Source organism: Agrobacterium sp. Azo12 (assembly GCF_029193765.2).
GTDB lineage: Bacteria > Pseudomonadota > Alphaproteobacteria > Rhizobiales > Rhizobiaceae > Agrobacterium.
Genome location: NZ_JARFYO020000001.1, coordinates 1,541,893 through 1,559,583 on the forward strand (window position 1 = coordinate 1,541,893; position 17,691 = coordinate 1,559,583).

Annotated in this window: 21 protein-coding genes; 20 read left to right on the forward strand and 1 reads right to left on the reverse strand. The window is 54.9% G+C overall.

The features are described from left to right. From PYL13_RS07180 to PYL13_RS07245, 14 genes are all read left to right on the forward strand, one after another. Positions 1–609, forward strand: a complete 609-nt coding sequence (locus PYL13_RS07180; protein WP_250982856.1) for a head-tail connector protein — start codon at positions 1–3, stop codon at positions 607–609. Continuing rightward, positions 606–965, forward strand: a complete 360-nt coding sequence (locus PYL13_RS07185; RefSeq protein ID WP_275640865.1) for a phage head closure protein — start codon at positions 606–608, stop codon at positions 963–965. Before PYL13_RS07180 ends, PYL13_RS07185 begins: the two co-directional genes overlap by 4 nt. Further along, on the forward strand, positions 940–1,374 hold the full coding sequence (locus PYL13_RS07190) for an HK97-gp10 family putative phage morphogenesis protein (protein ID WP_275640866.1): 435 nt from the start codon (positions 940–942) through the stop codon (positions 1,372–1,374). Before PYL13_RS07185 ends, PYL13_RS07190 begins: the two co-directional genes overlap by 26 nt. Before the next feature lie 20 nt (positions 1,375–1,394). Further along, the gene (gene gp17, locus PYL13_RS07195) at positions 1,395–1,754 is read left to right on the forward strand and encodes a tail completion protein gp17 (RefSeq protein WP_275640867.1); all 360 of its coding nucleotides are present in this window, start codon (positions 1,395–1,397) and stop codon (positions 1,752–1,754) included. Further along, positions 1,751–2,188, forward strand: coding sequence for a phage tail tube protein (locus PYL13_RS07200; RefSeq protein WP_275640868.1), 438 nt, complete (start codon positions 1,751–1,753; stop codon positions 2,186–2,188). Before gp17 ends, PYL13_RS07200 begins: the two co-directional genes overlap by 4 nt. Further along, complete coding sequence (locus PYL13_RS07205; RefSeq protein WP_275640869.1) at positions 2,188–2,556, forward strand: hypothetical protein; 369 nt, start codon at positions 2,188–2,190, stop codon at positions 2,554–2,556. The genes PYL13_RS07200 and PYL13_RS07205 overlap by 1 nt, the downstream gene beginning before the upstream one ends. A gap of 307 nt (positions 2,557–2,863) precedes the next feature. Further along, positions 2,864–5,170, forward strand: a complete 2,307-nt coding sequence (locus PYL13_RS07210) for a hypothetical protein (protein WP_275640870.1) — start codon at positions 2,864–2,866, stop codon at positions 5,168–5,170. Continuing rightward, a complete protein-coding gene (locus PYL13_RS07215) occupies positions 5,163–5,876 on the forward strand; it encodes a hypothetical protein (RefSeq protein WP_275640871.1) in 714 nt (237 codons plus the stop codon). Before PYL13_RS07210 ends, PYL13_RS07215 begins: the two co-directional genes overlap by 8 nt. After that, entirely contained in the window at positions 5,876–6,448 is a 573-nt protein-coding gene (locus tag PYL13_RS07220) for a hypothetical protein (RefSeq protein ID WP_275640872.1), read from the forward strand. Before PYL13_RS07215 ends, PYL13_RS07220 begins: the two co-directional genes overlap by 1 nt. Positions 6,449–6,451: 3 nt before the next feature. Next, positions 6,452–6,847, forward strand: a complete 396-nt coding sequence (locus tag PYL13_RS07225) for a DUF6950 family protein (protein WP_275640873.1) — start codon at positions 6,452–6,454, stop codon at positions 6,845–6,847. Beyond that, positions 6,848–8,899 (forward strand): hypothetical protein, encoded by a 2,052-nt coding sequence (locus PYL13_RS07230; protein WP_275640874.1) that lies wholly within the window; start codon positions 6,848–6,850, stop codon positions 8,897–8,899. 23 nt (positions 8,900–8,922) lie between these two features. Then, positions 8,923–9,738, forward strand: a complete 816-nt coding sequence (locus PYL13_RS07235; RefSeq protein ID WP_275640875.1) for a hypothetical protein — start codon at positions 8,923–8,925, stop codon at positions 9,736–9,738. Further along, a complete protein-coding gene (locus PYL13_RS07240; protein ID WP_275640876.1) occupies positions 9,738–10,841 on the forward strand; it encodes a hypothetical protein in 1,104 nt (367 codons plus the stop codon). The genes PYL13_RS07235 and PYL13_RS07240 overlap by 1 nt, the downstream gene beginning before the upstream one ends. Then, entirely contained in the window at positions 10,838–11,659 is an 822-nt protein-coding gene (locus tag PYL13_RS07245) for a sialate O-acetylesterase (protein WP_275640877.1), read from the forward strand. The genes PYL13_RS07240 and PYL13_RS07245 overlap by 4 nt, the downstream gene beginning before the upstream one ends. Before the next feature lie 5 nt (positions 11,660–11,664). Here the strand turns inward: PYL13_RS07245 and PYL13_RS07250 are convergent, their stop codons facing one another. Beyond that, the gene (locus tag PYL13_RS07250; protein WP_275640878.1) at positions 11,665–13,623 is read right to left on the reverse strand and encodes an acyltransferase family protein; all 1,959 of its coding nucleotides are present in this window, start codon (positions 13,621–13,623) and stop codon (positions 11,665–11,667) included. A 163-nt stretch (positions 13,624–13,786) separates the two neighbouring features. On the opposite strand from PYL13_RS07250, the gene PYL13_RS07255 reads away from it, so the two are divergent. From PYL13_RS07255 to PYL13_RS07280, 6 genes are all read left to right on the forward strand, one after another. Continuing rightward, complete coding sequence (locus PYL13_RS07255) at positions 13,787–14,647, forward strand: hypothetical protein (RefSeq protein ID WP_275640879.1); 861 nt, start codon at positions 13,787–13,789, stop codon at positions 14,645–14,647. Beyond that, positions 14,644–14,898: a hypothetical protein gene (locus PYL13_RS07260; protein ID WP_275640880.1), complete on the forward strand. Its 255-nt coding sequence runs from the start codon at positions 14,644–14,646 to the stop codon at positions 14,896–14,898. The genes PYL13_RS07255 and PYL13_RS07260 overlap by 4 nt, the downstream gene beginning before the upstream one ends. 120 nt (positions 14,899–15,018) lie before the next feature. Continuing rightward, a complete protein-coding gene (locus tag PYL13_RS07265) occupies positions 15,019–15,492 on the forward strand; it encodes a hypothetical protein (protein WP_275640881.1) in 474 nt (157 codons plus the stop codon). Further along, complete coding sequence (locus PYL13_RS07270; RefSeq protein WP_275640882.1) at positions 15,476–15,799, forward strand: hypothetical protein; 324 nt, start codon at positions 15,476–15,478, stop codon at positions 15,797–15,799. Before PYL13_RS07265 ends, PYL13_RS07270 begins: the two co-directional genes overlap by 17 nt. A 29-nt stretch (positions 15,800–15,828) precedes the next feature. Continuing rightward, complete coding sequence (locus tag PYL13_RS07275; RefSeq protein WP_275640883.1) at positions 15,829–16,020, forward strand: hypothetical protein; 192 nt, start codon at positions 15,829–15,831, stop codon at positions 16,018–16,020. Then, positions 15,986–17,677 (forward strand): SGNH/GDSL hydrolase family protein, encoded by a 1,692-nt coding sequence (locus PYL13_RS07280; protein ID WP_303298913.1) that lies wholly within the window; start codon positions 15,986–15,988, stop codon positions 17,675–17,677. The genes PYL13_RS07275 and PYL13_RS07280 overlap by 35 nt, the downstream gene beginning before the upstream one ends. The last annotated feature ends 14 nt before the right edge of the window (positions 17,678–17,691 follow it).

Here is a 17,691-nt window from a genome sequence, read left to right on the forward strand (position 1 = left end):
ATGCATCGTCCAGTCCTCGTTACCGCCCCTTCTGCGCTCCCGGTCACGCTCAATGAAATGAAGATCGCGCTTCGTATCGCTGAGCGTGATGGCGACAATAATATTCTGGAGCATGAAGACGATGGCCTGATCACTGACGAGATCCGATCGGCGGTCGAGCACTACGAGGGCTGGACAGGTATTCTTGGAATTGTCCTTTCGGAGCAAACTTGGCGTCAGTCATTTGACGGATTCGCTGGATGTCTCGATCTCCCGTTAGGGCCTGTATCGAGTATCTCTGCGGCGCGATACCGAAATGCTGCTGGGCAGGTAGCAACGATTGCAGCGAATGAATATGCGTTAGATGTCAGCTCGTCCGGTGAGGCGTCAATCCGCTTTCGGAATGCATACGAACGTCCTAGCGATCTCTACGAGCGAGCGTCTTTGCAAGTTGACTATTTGGCCGGATGGCCTGTCGTTAACGACAAAAGCACCGTGCCTGCTGACATCAAAACCGCAATAAAGATCCGTGTGCAGCTTTCTTATGATGAGAGCGCACGCGCTGGGGCTGATATTCTCTCACGGGTCGAGGAAGCTCTGATCGGCAAATATCGCAGGCTTTCCCTATGACGACAGCCCAAGATCTCGATCGATCAATTACGTTTGAGCGGTCTCAGGATGTTGCTAACCAGTTCAATGAACTTATCCCCACATGGTTGCCTGTGCTGAAGGTGCGGGCAAAGCGTCGTGACGCCAGCGATGGCGAGAAGGATGCGGCAGGGCAGATTGGCGCAACGCTGATGACGCGGTTCGTTGTGCGTTCAAGCTCCAACACCCGTGCAGTTCTACCGACAGACCGGATATCGCATGACGGTCTGATCTGGAACATCAAGGGCATCAAGCAGGCGGATGAGGGCCGTAACAGGTTTCTCGAAATCACGGCCATCACGAGCGTGAACCATGGCGAAACAGACGGTCAGGATTGACGGGTTGAAAGAACTGGAAACGGTTTTGTCATCGCTTCCTCGTGCAACCGGCAAAAAGGTGGCGCGCGATGTTCTGAAAGATGCGGCGGAACCTATGGCAAGATCTGCGCGCCAGCTGGCTCCGAAAGATGAATATCACCTGTATGAGAGTATCGACGTTTCGACGCGGCTGAATTCGCGCCAGAGATCGCTGCACCGGCAGGAAAACAGCCAGAGTTTTCAGGAAATGTTTGTCGGGACGAACAACCCTGCCGGTGTTCAGCAGGAGTTCGGCAATGAACTCCATCCGGCGCAGCCTTTCATGCGGCCTGCCTGGGATAGTGAAAAGATGCCGACGCTTTATCGCATCGCCAATTCACTCTGGTTTCATATCGAAAAAGCAGCGCGCCGTTTGGCTCGCAAAAGGTAGGGCAAGCCATGGAAGAGTTGTTGACCGGCCTGCTGGCTTCGGTCGCCGGTGGCCAGCGCTATTGGCTGCGCGCCCCGCAAAAAGTGAAGCGGCCCTATGTGTTGCTACAGCTCGTCGGCGATGATCCGAATTACCACATGCGCGGTGCATCCGGGTTCTCATCCAGTCGCGTGCAGATCGACGTTTACGCGGACACAAAAGCGGAAGAAACGGAGATTTCCAGATCGATCAAAGGGCTGCTGTCTGGATATAGCGCCGGTCAGATCCAAGGCATTTTCATCGAAAGCGAACGTAATCTACCTGCTGCGGATGCGGGTGAGGTGAACAGTGTTTTCCGCAATTCCATCGATATCACCATCCACCACGGAGAATTACCATGACCGACGCCCGCATTGGCTACGGCACGATCTATGAAATCTTTGATCCTACACTTACGACGCCTGCGTTCGTCGAGTTGGCTGAAGTCATCAATGTGACGCCTGGCGAAGCGACGGCCGATCGCATTGATGCGACGCACATGCAGAGCCCGAACCGCCGCAGAGAATATATCTCTGGCCTTATCGACAACGGCGAAGCGTCGTTCGAAATCAACTGGGTGCCTGGCAGCAATACGGATGTCAGGATCCGCGATCTGTTCGAGTCCGGCGAAACCGTTGAACATCGCATCACTTTCCCCGGACCAGCGCCGCGCGTGACGGTCACATACGAGGCGAGTATCATCGGCTTCTCCAAAGCCATTCCAATTGATGACCGGATGACTGCGACCATTACGGTTGCTGTCTCTGGCGCTGAGACGTGGGGGACTGCCGCGTAATGGCAAACGATATCAAAGGTGAGGTCGGCTTTACCGCGCTCGGTAAAGACTGGACCATGAAACTCGGCAATGGCGCGGTGCGTCATGTCGAGAACGAAACGGGCAAAACATTCCCGCAGATTGGCCGTGAACTTTCTGGTGATGATACGGCGTCAATCAGCCTTCTGACCGAGGTTTTTCGTGCTTCTCTTATCCGTCACCACCCTGATGTCACGATCGAGGATTGCGACGATATCCTCGACGAGATCGGCCACGAAAAAGCTGGAGAGCTCATTGCAGAGGCATTTCAGCTCATGCAGCCGAAAGCGCAGAAGGGCGGTGCAAGCCACCCCAGGAAAGCGACGACTGGATCGACTGGCCGTCGCTGATCTCGGCTTGGATTGAGGCGGGTCAGCCTTACGAACTATTCTGGGAGCTGACTTTGTACGAGGTCAGTCTCATCATCGAAGGTGCCACAAATGCGCGGAAACGTGAGCGTGACAACCTTCTGTTTCAGGCTTGGCATACTGCCTACCTATCAGCCTATGCCCCCGAGAAGTCGAGCAAGTTTCCTCGGCTTGAGAAACTGATCGGGGAGCCGGCTATGCCGACCGGGCGTCGTATGTCTGCAGAGCAGATCGAAGCGGTCACCCGGTCCTGGCTTGGATCTCGTCATCGTAAAAAACAGGCAGGGCAATGACAAACGCTGTTATCGGTGCGCTTCGCGTTAACCTCGGACTGAATACTGCTGAGTTTGAGAGCGACACGAAACGGTCACTTGCGTCGGCCAACAAGTTTGGCGCTGCGCTCAAGACAGCGTTTGTTGCTGCTGCTGCGGCGGCTGCCGGTGCTCTGACCGGTCTTGCTGTCAGTTTGCGCAGCACGCTCGGAGCGGTTGATGAGATCGCCAAACGCGCGCAGATTTCCAACACCTCTTTCGAAAGCTTTCAGCGGCTTGAATATGCGGCGCGTTCTGTTGGTATCGAGGGCGATAAGCTTGCTGATATCTTCAAGGATGTGAATGACCGCATCGGCGACTTCAATCAGACCGGTGGTGGTCCGATGAAGGATTTTTTTGAAAATATCGCGCCAAAGATCGGTCTCACTGCCGAAGCATTCAAGAACCTCTCGGGCCCGCAGGCGCTGCAGCTTTATTATGATAGCTTGAAAAAGGCTGGCGCAAATCAACAGCAGATGACGTTTTATCTAGAGGCGATGGCCTCGGATGCGACTGCGCTCATTCCTCTGCTTGAGAAGGGCGGCGAAGGATTCCGAAAGCTTGGCGAGAATGCGTCGGTCATTTCGGAAGAGGCGGGCAACAAGCTTCGTGGCTTCAACCAGTCAATGCGCGATCTCGGGCAGGCGATCAGTGATGTGGCGTTGGCAGGCGTCGCTGCACTTGCTCCGGCGCTGGCGGTTCTCGGTGCGGGCATCGACGCTTTTGCGGCGGCGCTTCGTTCGCTCATCCAGTATCTGCCGACTATTGCCGAATATGCTGCGGTTGCTGGCGGCGCGCTGCTGGTCATGTTTTCTCCGGCGATCCTGTCGGCCGTGGGCGCGCTTGTTGTTGCAATCGGATCCGGGCTTGTTGGTGCGGTGACCATGTTGACGGCTGCCATTCTGGCTAACCCGCTTGGCGCGCTCGTCGTCGGTATCACTGCCGCCGTCGTGGCGATTTATCACTTCCGTGATGAAATCCAGAAGGTAATCGGCGTCGATGTTGTTCAGATTGCCAAGGATGGCGGCAATCTCGTCATAGGATCCTTTGTTGCGGCCTTCGAAGATATCAAGTTCGTCTGGCAGAACTTTCCGAACATCATTGGCGCTGCGGTGATTGGCGCGGCCAATCTGGTTATCAACGTTGTAAACCAGATGGTGACCAACGCAAAAGCGACGGTGAATGATCTCATTTCAGCCGTCAACAATATCCCCGGCGTCAGCATCGGAGGTTTGGATGCCGATGCAAAGACGGTTGGTGAAATCACCAATCCGTTTTCCGATGCATTGTCTGGGGCGGTTGATCAGCGAAATGCTGCTGTCAGCGCTGCGCTGAACCATGATTACATCGGCCAGCTCGGCAAGGCATTCGAGGGGGCAACGCCAGCTGCGGTTAATTTTGGCAATGCAATCGGCGGCGTCAATAAAGAGCTTGCAGCAGGTTCTGGTGATGGTGGTGGCAAAAAGGGCGGCAAGACAGAAGCCGAGAAGTATTCTGACATCATCGACAAAGCCAATCGGCGCATATCGACGCTGAAAGCAGAACAACAGGCGATCGGGCTTACCGAACAGGCAGCTGCTGCGCTTCGTTACGAGACTGATCTGCTCAATCAGGCGCAGCAACGCGGCATCACGCTTTCCGCCGCCCAAAAGACAGAGATATCCGGTCTCGCTCAAGCGATGGCGTCGATCGAGGTCGCAACCGAGAAAATGCGCTCGGCGTTCGATTTTGCAAAGGATGCCACAAACGGGTTCCTGTCGGATTTTCGCCAAGGCCTTGCCAGTGGCGAAAGTGTCTGGAAGTCGTTCGGAAATGCCGCTCTCAACGTTTTGAACAAGATCATCGACAAGGTGCAGACGCAGCTGGTCGATGCACTGTTCTCGGCTAACAGTATCCTTGGTGGTGGCGCATCTGGCGGCGGCTTTCTCAGCAGTATCTTCGGCGGTATCGGAAAGCTGTTTGGTTTTGCCCGGGGCGGAACGATCATGCCTGGTGGTGCTGGCGGTATCGACAGCCAGCTCGTGATGTTCCGGAAATCTCCTAACGAGCGGGTCGATATTACCAAGCCGGGACAAACCCTCTCTGCGGGGGCAGGCGGCGCAGCGCGTATCATGGTCGGTGTTGATCCTAAGAACGGCAGCATCAAGCCTTACGTGGATACAAGCATCAATCAGGCTGCGCCGGGCATTCAGGCCTCGGCCGTTGGTCAGGCCAACAGAATGGCTCCGGCTGCGCTTGCGCAATACAACGCCACGAAGGCGGGAGGCGATTATCGCAATGGCTGATATTCTGGTCTGGCCGAAAGATCTGCTGACGCCTTTGACGTGCGAGCCACGCGTTATTCCATTTTCAAGATCCGGCGGGCGTTCACTCGGCGGGTTTGATCCTGCCGTCCGTACGGATCGTGGTTTCTGGTCGATCGAGCTTTCCGATGTTCCTGTGTCTTCCGTTGCGCAGCGTCGCACCTGGTTGGCGATCCGGACTGCACTGGGCGGACGATCAGGTTTGATTGCCGTTCCTGCCTGGTCGCAGGACGTCGCGCCCTATGCTTCAGGAATGTTCGAGGAGCCGGTGTTTGTTCCTCACGACGACGATACCCCGTTTTCTGACGGTAGCCTCTACCGACAGGGAGCTATCGCCGTGCAGTCGGTGGGCGAGACGGCTATTGGTGCAACGGTGATCAAGCTGAGGGTCATCAATGCCGAGGACAACCTCGTCGGTGTTCGGTTCTCCTATCAGCATGCATTGTACGAGACGGGACCGGCGATTGACGTTGACGGCGATGTGTGGACTGTCCCGCTTTCAACCACTATCCGCGCGACAATTCCTGACGGCGCTGATCTCGAATTCGATAATCCGACGTGTCTCTGCCATCTCGCATCCGATGATCAGATGGGTGCGCTGGTGGATCCGGTGCCTTTCGAGCGTCGGTCCGTCTCGTTTATCGAGGCGAATGATTACTGGAACCAACTGGCTTTGGGATTGATCTGATGGCACTCAAATCGTTGCGGGTTTTATGTCAGGTGGATTTGCCGTCTGGACCGATACGCATGTGGGATGGTTCGGGCGGGGCCTTTCTTGACGCTGACGGTAACATCTGGCGCGCCTGCGTGCTGACTGAGGATGCGCTCGATACGATCGAGATGGCAATCAATGCCGAGGCCTTCACTCTATCTCTGGTGATATCAGGTATCGATGGGAAGACATCAAACAGCATTTGGGATGACTATCAGGCTGGAAATATCAAAGGCTCCCGCTTCAGAATCATGATTCAGAAGTGCGATGAGTTTGAGCAGCCGATGGGTGACCCGCAGGTCAAGTTCACCGGGAAGGTGGATAATCTCGTCTTTGCGGACGCTGCTACGGATGAGGGTATTCGATCAAGCATTACGGTTGAGATCACCAACCGCTTCACCATGCGAACTCTGACGAGTGGGGCAGTGCTCTCCGATACGGATCAGAAGGCCCGTTCGGCCGTCCTAAATCCCGGCGCTCCTGCAGACAGGTTCTGTGAACGTGTTCCACTGATGCGCGATAAAACGGTGCGCTGGCCGAACTGGTAATCAATGGAACACACATTATCGGATTTTTTCCGGGCCTATGAGCGGAAGCCATGGCGGCCGGGGCATGTCGACTGCTGCCTGTTCGTGGCTGCCTGGTCCATCTGGTTGGGTCACCCGGACCCAGCACGGGATTGGCGCGGCTCTTACGATAGCGATGAAGGTTTCAGGGAGATCATCAGCAAGGCTGGCGGCGTCGTGCCGTTATTTGAGCGTTGCGCGGCAAGGATACGAGCAAAGCGCGTCCAGCGTGCCTCTGTCGGTGATGTGGCCGTCATTGGTAGCCACAAAAATATTGAAAAGCAGTTCGGCGCAATCTTCGACGGCGAGCGCTGGAATATTCGGTTCATCGACAGAATTGGCCCTTTGACGGCTACGCCTCTGGCGATTTGGAGACTTTGAATGCCAGGATTAGAAACCATCGCGCTGATCGTGTCTTCGGTAGCCACCACAACATTTGCGGCAAACGCCCTGTATCTGGGAACGCTCGCGCTGGGCTATGTTGGCCTAGCAGCAGGCTCGTACTTGCTTCAGGGTGCGCTTGCAAACAAGCCAGCGGTACCGAAACCAGAAGATGGGTCTTATAATCTCAAGCAGAACGTTCCATCGCTGCCATATGTACTTGGTCGCGTGAAAAAGGGTGGTGATTATGACTTTCTGGAAGAATTCAACGGCACAGCCTACCATGTGACGGTCATGGCTGCTCACAGGATCAGCAGCTATATTCAGCATTATCTACACGATGAGGCGGTAACTCTCGGGCCTGAGGGTCATGTTGTGACACCGGCGCACTTTGTGATCGGCTCAAGCCGTTATGTGATTATCCGTTCACGGATCGGATTGGAGGCTGAAAGCTACTATTCCGAGATTGGGGCCGCGTTTCCTTCTGTATGGAGTTCCGCACACCGTGGCGATGGATTGGCAACGGTCATGATGATGTGTTCGACAACGCAGCAGAAAGACTATCTGTCGGTATTCCCGAACCAGATGCCGCAGCATTCAGCCATTATCCGTGGTCACGCTCAGATATATGATCCTCGGATATCGACATTAGCATACACCGAAAATTTAGCCCTTCATCGCATGTGGCACATCACAAGCCCGGTCGGTGGTCGCTTGACGCTTGACGATATGTATATGCCCGAGTGGGCGAACGCAGCGAACGTCTGTGATGGTACTGTGCTCAATCGGGAAGGTGATGTCGAGCCGCGCTATCATGGCGGTTTCTGGTTTCGTGCAAACAATGACCCTACCGAAGTCGGCAGGATCATGGATCAGGCGGCCGAGCTGGTTGTGTATGAACGCCCTGATGGCAAGGTCGGCGTGCATGCGGGACAATTTGTCGAGCCCGACATTAGGTTGACGGCAGATGACATCAAGAGCATCACGCTGGACGTGAACACGCGCGATGCCTCCACTGTCCTCGGAGTGCGCGGCCGGTTTGTTGATGTATTCAACGACTATGTCACCGCTGATGCTGCCATCTATGGCAACCCATACCAGGCTGATGATGACAGCGAGAGAACGAAGACAATTGAGAATGCCGCTGTTCAACGGCACAACCATATTCAACGGCTGCAAAAGATAGCGTTCATCAGGGCGAATGCTCAGCGGGTATCTATTGTTGCTCATTACGAGCCAGCTGAAAACGTGCCATATCGACGGTTTGTTCGCGTTCATAATCCACCGAAAATGGACGAGGTTATTGTCGAGATCACATCAACGCCACGGTTGTCGTTGGGAAATCTGACAGTAGAGTTCTCCGGCATCATCGTGCCTGCATCGCTGTATGGCTTCGTGGCATCTGTTGAGGAAGGCGCACCACCATCGCGACCCGACAAGGTTGATCCTGCCGGTGTGCCGAAACCAACAGGCTTCACTGTTCTGATAAAGACGGAAGTCGTATCTGGTGGAGCAACCGCCGCGTATGCGCTGGCCTCCTGGACTTCGGTATCAAACATTCTGACCTACGAGTTTGAGTGGGAACGGAGAGATGTTTCGGAGCCGGTGCGCAGCGTCAGTTCTTCAGGTTCTGATGCTGAGGTTCGCTCTCAATATCTTGTCGATGGCGGTCAGTATCGCTTCAGGCTTCGAGCCTGGGGTGGGGGAACGCCTTCCGCGTGGACTGACTACATCACGGCGACGGCGACTGCCGATCCGGTAGCTCCTGGAATAGTCGCTGGTGTGTCCGTCACGCCCGGGGCTGGGCAGGCATTGTTTGAATGGACTGCGCCAAACAGCGCCAACTACTTCGCATGCCGGATCTATATCGGGTCCACGAACAACATCAACGCCGCCACTCTGATGGCGACGGAATATGGACCGCCAAGTGCGGTCGATAACCGCGCCGTACTCGGCCTTGCGCCCGGCACGCGCTATGCGTGGCTGGTGGCGATCAACGCTTCTGGCGTGCCTGCCACTGCTGTGGCGACCGGTGCGTTCAATATCTCCTAATCTCCAGAATTAAGGTCTGAAAAATGGCGCAGAATGCTGCTCAGGTTTTCCGTGACTATGTGGTGCAGGGCGTTCCTTCGTCAGGTCCACACAATCCGGTCAAAGCGGAAATTCGATCTCTGATCGGCGGTATTGAGTCTCTGGTGAATACCGGAGGGCTCGGCGGAGCTACTTGGAAGGAAACTAGAGCGCTTCTTGCCGCTGATCTGGCTCATGATGCTGATGATATCGGCGTCGTGTACGACGACCCATCTTCTGAGAATAACGGCCTTTACACAAAGGTCGGCGCGGCTGGAACCGGTTCGTGGAGGCAAATCACCACGTTCTTGCCGGGTTATCAGTTCATCACCGCATCTGATGATGGCGAGAGCATCCCAAACGCATATTCCATGAACACATCGCCACGCCTTCCGTATGCGGACGGTGTGGCTCTGGTTGAGTTTGTGGTTCCTGAGACAAACACCAGCTCCACAGTAACCATCTCATTTGATGGAGCAGAGCCGCTTACAATCAAAACAGCCTCTGGAAATTCTCCAGCGATCGGTGGACTGATCGAGGGCATGCCGATATCCGGCGTAAAGGTCGGACCGAATTTCTATATGAGATCGGACCAGGCAAGTGCAGCGTTACTTACGCAGGCCGAGGGTTTGCTGCTCGACATGCAGGATGAGCTTGCGTCGGCGGTCATCAATTTAACTGAACAGACAGAGCCTATTCGCGATGCGGCACAAGCTGCCGCGACAGACGCACAAATGTACGCTGAGATGGTCGGAGCTGCGGTCTACGACTTCAATTTTGATAGCGACCCGTCAACACCTGGATATGATTGGAACGATTAATGGCACGAGTACCTCGCAAACTAGCAGGCATTGGCGCCGCTGACCTCGCGAACGCAGCAGTCTTCGACGCCTATGTTGGACCGGCTAGAGAAGTAACCGTGGACCAAATGCGCGGCATTCTTGCTTTGCATGATGGTGTCACACCAGGCGGCCTGCAGTTCACGCGAGGAGGCGGAGGTGGGTCCGGTTTTGAATTCGTGGGAGGGCGGTTGTCACTCGTGTCTGGCGACCCTGTTCCCGAAGCTGACGTAGTTGGCGCGACTTCGATTTATCTGATCCCGGCGCTTAATAATCAAACGTCGCTGTATAACGGTTCTGCATGGACGCAGTACACTTTCGACCAGCTTGCCTTGACGCTGGTTGCTGCTCATGCCGCTGGTAACAACTACGACATTTGGGAGTTTCTGGATGCGGGTGTTGTGAAGATCGGTTCGGGCCCGTCTTGGATTGCCGGCGATACCGCAGGCTCGGCGACTTCTCGTGGTCAGGGCGTCGGCTCTACGGAAGTTGAGCTATTTCAAGGTCGGATCGTCAATAAGAATAGCATGACGGTTCGCAACGGATCGAGCACGTTCACTGTGGCGGCTCGTCGGGGCAGGTTGCGCGGTTCTTTCAGAGCCACAGCCAACGGTCAGACGGAAGACAGCAAGGCAAAGCGCCTGCTCTTCAATGTTTTCAACCCAGAGCTTCGCCCTATGTTGAAAGTGGATACCACTGGGAACTGGAACTATTCTGTCGCATCGTGGAGACAGGCGAGGGGCGCCGCCGATAACCAGGTCGAATATCTTCATGGTCTTGCAGGAAGGCGTGTTGCTGCGAGTGTTGTTGGGAATGTCTACAATAGCACCACAACCGTGCGGAATGCGGCGGTGGGCGTCGGAATTGATAGCGCGACTGTGGACGTTTCGCAGAGGCGAACCGGCGCGGTAATAGTGAACCGCTTTTCACCAGCCATCGCCGAATATAACGGCTATCCGGGGCTCGGTTATCATTCTCTCAAATGGTTGGAGATGGGGGCTGGAGCAGATGTGCAAACATGGGTCGGTGATCAAGATGAGATTGGTTATTTCCAATCAGGAATTTCTGCGGAGACACTTTTATGATCAGCGCAGGCAGCCCTAAGAATAAACTGTTTCTCGATGACCCTCGTAGGTTCATTGCGCACCCATCCGGTTCGACATTTTTCTCATTGCAAGATGAGCTGCGCGGCAAAACACAAGTCCCTGCACAACTCGTATCAGGGGAAAATACGGCGGTCATCGTTGTGCTAGGGCAATCGAATGCCGGAAACCACTGCGGCGGTGCGCACGCTGCAAGCAGCAACAAAGTGCACAACTTCAACTTACAGAATGGAGGCATGTATCTAGCCTCCGATCCTCTGTTGGGCGCTACCGGACCTTCCGGATGCTTTGCTACATTTCTCGGGGATAAACTGATCGCTGACGGGCGCTATCAGCGTGTCATTCTCGCCCCTATGAGTATTAACGCTACACTTGCCTCTGACTGGGCAGCTGCTGGGGTATTCTCCCAGAACATCCGTGTGATGTGCCGACGCCTTGCTGCGTCTGGCTTGCCGCCAACGATGGTGCTTTATCATCAAGGCGAAAGCGACAACGCAGAGGGCACAAGCGCAGCGACAATCACGGCAGCCTTGCGAAGCATGGTGGACGTATTCCGCAGCGAAGGTGTGACAGCTCCAGTCTTTATTGCCTTGGCTTCCACATGGGCAGGTTACAGCAACAATGCCGCAGTAAGGGCTGGTCAAGCGGCGGCAGTTAACGGCGGTCTAGGCATCTACCAAGGGCCAGACACGGACACTATCGGCCCAGCCTACAGGGACAGTGTGCACTTTCTAGCAACGGGATCGCAAATGCATGCTGACTTATGGGCCTCGACAATCGTCAGCCACTTCGGCTTGTAGTCGAACTATTTTTTACTGCTGGTGAATGTATCTAATATAGCAGGCGTCAGAACTTGTTCAGCGATGTATTGCGAAGACGCCAGCGTTAGGTGAGAGGTGTCCCAGGCTGTTATACCTCGCATGCGATCGTCGCCAAGGTACGTTAGGCAGCCATTCGCGTTGCAAAGGGCCGATATTAAACTCACGTATCTAGATGAAGTCATCTGCGGGAACTGATTTTTCAGAATGTTGTCAGCTTCCAACGCCTCGCTTTTGACGCCATCATATGTCCGTTGCGGTGTGGCGTCCCACCACTTATCCAACATCAGTTTGTAAAGTGGAGCGCTCCAAGCTGGGACAGGCCCAGTGAAAATAACCGCCTGCGCGCCGGCGTTTTGTAGGTCTGAGGACATTCTTTGCATCGCTGCGACATCGTGATCTTTTTGCTGAGCAACAACAACCACAGCAGGCTTTAGTGTGTGGATTGATTTCATAGCGAACCAGTTCGATCTGGCGCAATAGTCGGAATTGGAATCATGGACTGAGCGAGTGTCCGGCGAGCAGCCGGAGCTTGCAACAATCAAGGTGTTCCATTCATTAGGCATTGTTTTAGTTAGGCCAAAATACAGCTGCTGGACATGAGAGTCGCCCCACAAAAACAAACTTTTTTCTTTGTTTCCAGGATCGGTGCAGGAAGGGCTGATGCTGGATACAGGAATATTGGTCGGACGACCGGCTCTGTACTGCTCCATGTCGTAGAAATTGCAATCATTTCTATACTGCGCATACACGCCGGATTTCACAACATAGTTGAGTGTAGGCGGCGCGTTCTCAAAATGCGCATCAAACAGCGCTTTTTCATTGCTGACTTCGATTTTCACTTTGATTGGAGGAGACGCCAGCCCGATCCCTCCCAGTAGTAGAATCGAAACCGCCAACCCGGACGCTTTCCAGGTCTTAAATCGTCCAAATCTCAACGGTGCCTCGATGTAGAGCAATGTCAGCCATGCGAGGATAACTGAGATCACAACCGCAGATGCCCTCCAGATCGCGGGAGGCTCGTCCGAGAAGTAGATTCGCGCATACGCTAGTAGCGGCCAATGCCACAAATACAGCGGGAAACTTATCTTGCCGATCCACACTAAAACCGGATTGGAGAGCACTTGCCTGTTCAACTGAGCATTGGGTCCAGCCGATATTACTAATGCAGTTCCCAGCGTAGGCGCTAGCGCCCACCAGCCAGGGAATGGCGCAGAGCTTGACAGGCTGACCATTGCAAAAGCGATCAGCGCGACACCGACTATAGACAAGCCAGATCGAACGCCATCGTTCATATAGAGTGGTTTGGTGAGTGTTGCGTGGGCCAAAATCGAACCAATTAGGATCTCCCAGATGCGTGTCTGGGGGGAGTAGAACGCTCTCGCAGGCTCATCTTGGTAATGTATGATGTTCAACGAGAACGAGAGAAGCGCAATTGTCCCGACTACGGAGAGGCGATTGAACTTAAGTTTTGATAGGACGATCACGAGGAGTGGAAACAATAAATAGAACTGCTCTTCGATAGCTAGTGACCAAAGATGCAAAAGTGGCTTGAGTTGTCCACTCGCGTCAAAGTAGCCGCTTTCAGACCACAGCGCATAGTTTGATATGAATATTGCGCCAGCACCGACATGGCGCCCTAATCGCTCATAGTCACTTGGTGAGAGAAGCGCCCATCCTACTGCCATCGCAAACAGCAGAACGACGAAGAGTGCAGGAAAAATGCGTCGTACTCTTCGGATATAAAAATCCAAGAGGCTAAATTCTCTGTTGTCGATGGCCGCAAATATTGTGCTTGAGATCAGGAAACCAGAGATAACAAAAAAGATATCTACGCCTGAGAACCCACCAGGCAGTACGGATGGAAATGAGTGGTAGAGAACCACAGACGATACTGCGACGGCCCGTAAGCCATCGATGTCAGCACGATATTTCATTATCTGCATATGCCAGCCCTCTGAACGCGGATTTGCGATAGCAGGTGCGCAAGGTCGCTTCAACCGTTGAGGGTAGCTCTCAGGCGGTAGGCTTGGTTTATGCCTTCAGAAACTGAGAGTGACAGCTTGCAAATGTGCTGGTCGCTCTCGAACCCATACGAAAGGATCCATTATGGACAGAACCGTTCCCAAGGGCGCGGCGCTGCTGCTTGTCTTTATCTACGAGACAGAGACGAAAAAGAAAGCGCCGGATTGCTACAATGTGATCTTCGGCCACCGCCAGACTGCACTACCGAAACCGCTCACCTCGATGACGCTTGCTGAGGTACAAGCTGCGCAGCGCACATGGAAAACCAAGGTGTGGGCGGCAAAGTTTAACTCAACTGTCGCGTCCTCGGCTGCTGGTGCGGCGCAGTTCATGGAAAAGACGCTGGCGGATCTGATTGTCGAATTGCGGCTGCGCCTGACGCAAATCTTCGACGGAGATCTTCAGGACAGGCTTGGTTATCACCTGCTGAAGCGTCGCGGCTATGAAGAGTTCATGGCTGGCCGATTGAGCCGGACGGCGTTTGGCAAGCAGCTTGCGCAGGAGTGGGCAAGCTTCCCGGTGCTGGATGCCACCAAAGGCGCGCACCGTAGCTTGACGCGCGGGCAAAGCTATTATGCCGGTGACAATGTGAACAAGGCACTGGTTGCGCCGCAACTCGTCGAGGCGGTGCTCGATCGCGTGCGCCAGCTGGGCATTGACGTTGCGCCGGAAGAAACGGTTGCGCCGATCATCGTTGAGACGCCTGTCGTTGCTGATCCTGGCGAACTGGAGAAATCACCCGCCAAGAGCAAGACGGTATGGACGTGGGCGCTGACGGCCATCGGTACTGGTGTTACCGCAGCCGGGAGTTTCCTTGGCGGTCTCGACTGGCGTGTGCAGCTGTTCATTTCCGCCGCGATCGTTGGCTTCGCAGTCTACGGCATCAAACGCCGGTTTGACCTCGCCAAGGCCGTGCGTGATCTCAATGCGGAGTTCGGGACATGATCGGCACACTACGGGACGTAGCCGTTGCGGCTGGCGGCATCGCTATCGGCGTTATCGTCGCTTCGCCTGCTGCCTACCTTTTCGGCAAGAGCGTGGAGCGCGCGGATCTAGTTGTCGAGGCGACCACTGAAGCCATTTCCAAGATCCAGACCATGGAGGAAAACAATGCGGCCTTTCGCGATCTTACGCCTCGCCACCGTTGCCTTGTGCTTATGCGTGACAGCAAGCTGCCAGACAGCGCCTGCGATTGACGGGGCAGGGTATCAGCACGTTGCCTTTTCTAACGCCCAGGCCGCGCGCCTGGCTGCGGAAGATGCGACGGCCGGTCCTGCTATCAACTCCAACAATCGCCAATGCGCCAAAGATGCGGCGTGCAGGAAATGATGGCGATGGAGGCGACACCACACTCAGGCGTCGGGATCTGGATCCGCGTACGCCATCGCTTCGGGCCTCGTATGACGGAATGGTTCATGGGTTTTCATACCGCCGTGTGGGGTGCTGTTCTGCTGTACTCGGACCGGCTGTTTGATCAACCGGCATGGGCTGGTTTCCGTGCGATCTTCGGAAACGAAATCCTGCTTGGCTGGGCCATGCTGCTGCTTGGTATTCTCCGGACAATTGGCCTCATCATCAATGGAGCTCGAAAGGACGTGACGCCGGTCATTCGGCAGGTGTCCGCTGGCATAGGCTGTCTCATCTGGGTCGGCATTTCGTGTTGCTATGCATCCTCTGGTGTCGTGAGCACCTGGTTCGCCATCTATCCGCTGTTTGTGGTTGGCGAGCTGGTCAATATTCATCGCGCGGCGCACGACCAGGGGGAAACGAGATATGGAAAAACTGGCTGATCTGCCGCCCACTGCACTCATTGCTCTTGGGGTTACGCTTGCCTTCATCTTTGTTGTTCGGCACTTCGGTCTAGCCTCCGGAGAAAAGGCCGGGCCGGAAAACAAAGCGCCGATCGCGGCCGTCATCGTCGACCCGACTGCGCTGAACAAGGCCACCGCTGCGGTGGAAGAGCATACCGCCGTGATGAAGCGGCAGACCGATGTCATTGAGGATGCCGCAAAGCATCTAGGCCATCTGGCGACCGAGATGGACCGGATCCGCGAAGAGCTCCGGATCCGGCGAGAGATCGAGCGCAGCGCGCGCTGAAACATTTTCACATCATAGAGGATACCGCGATGGCTGATACCGCCACGAGAAAACGACGCACGGCCAGTTACATCGGCGCGGGCGTAACTGACCCTGTCGGCTGGACGAGGGTTGCGCCGGTCGCGCCTGCTCCAAACGGCAAGGCGTACATCACCGATGGCGGTACGCCGCTGCGCTACAGACTGAATGATGCAGGCGGATACGCGCTGCGCGACGTATAAGAAGAAAGATATGGTTTCTACAGCAACCAGAAAACGGCGCGTTGCCAGTTACATCGGCGCAGGCATCATTCCAGGTGAGGGCGGTGGGGTGGTGCCGACCCTCAATGCTCTCACGGTTACGCCAAATTCCGCGACCGTAGGCACGGTTTACAACGGGTCTGTTTCTGGTCGAACTGCTGGGTCAACGCTGACTTTGACCGGTGCTGGCGCGGCTGGACTATCGATCAATAGCGCGGCTGGTGCCATTACGGGCACACCAAGTGCGGCTGGTGCCGTGAATGTTGTCGAGACGCTTTCGGGGGCAGTCGGTTCGCCCCGCACATCTAACGGCGTTGTTACCGTTCAGCCTGTTGTCATTCCGCAGATATCGCGGGTTCCTGTCGTTCAGGCTTACGATAGCGGGGGTAACGCCAGCCTCATCACGCTTCTCACGGCCAATGCCAGAACCGCGACCGTTCTAACCAGTGTGGCGCTAACTGCGGCGAGTGAAGTTAAGACGATTGCTTGGAAGGCGAACGGACCAATCACAGGTAAAGGCGCGCTAGTAGCCTTTGCCGCTGCATCCGCCATACCTGATAGTATTGTTCAAAGCATCGTTGTTGAATGGAGTTCCGACGCGACCACGGAAAGCAATGGGTCTTGGACAGCTGCTCCTTTTGTTCCTGTTAAGCCTGCGGGTGAAAGTTCTACGGTGACGATGGCGACCCGTGGTCAGTATGCCCTGGTTCCGCCGATCAATGCGGCAAATCCTATGATCCGGGTCAGGATTACAAAGGATGATAACGCGACATCGAGAACGATCAGAGTAGGTCTGTACCAGCGTCCGTCCGCAGGTGTTCCTGATGACATCGTGTTGTTCTCCGGACCTTCTCTCATGTCGCCACAGAACTCAATCACCCACAATCTCAACCTCTCTACATTGGTGCCTGGGCGTGATCCCGTGTGCATTAACAGAGCCAGGGCGGGCGCTATTGCAAACGATGTGGTAACGGAAAGCGTGCAGACGGCTCTCTCTGCTCATCCAGATGTTGGGACAATGATACTTGATATCGGCGGCAATGATATTACTTCTGGCCGTCCATACACGTCAGATCAGATGAACCTACCAAACGCCTTGGCTGCGGTTAAATCAGTTATGGCGGGTTATCCGAACTGTGTTTTGTATTTGCAGGGGGTGACGTTCCGGAATTATTTATTGGACGGCTCGAAGCCAGCAGTAGAGGGTGTGTTGCACCCTGAATACGGATCAAAGCCTTACAACGATGCGCAAATATACCCATGGATGCAGGTGGAGAATTCGAAGGTTTGGGACGATGGTCTTGGCATCCCTCGGCTTGATCTTTATTCATCGTGGCTTGATACCTATGAGACGTCCATAGGTATGGCTGATGGTATTCACGGAACCGCCGCAGGTTACACCATCTATCGCGAAGAAGGAGCCTATGGATACCGGCATCGCGTCACACAGAACTGGGACTTGAAGGGCTATGTCGAAAGGCGTATCGCCAGTTTTGAAAGCGCGGGAACAATTACCGCAGCACTCAAGCAACGCCTTACCGATGTGATGACTCAATGGCCAGCGGTCCAGAATGCAGGGCAGACTACAGCACGTAATGCTCTTGCTGCTCGCTTGAACGCGATCACTGTTAGCGGATAGGGCGCAGCCCATAA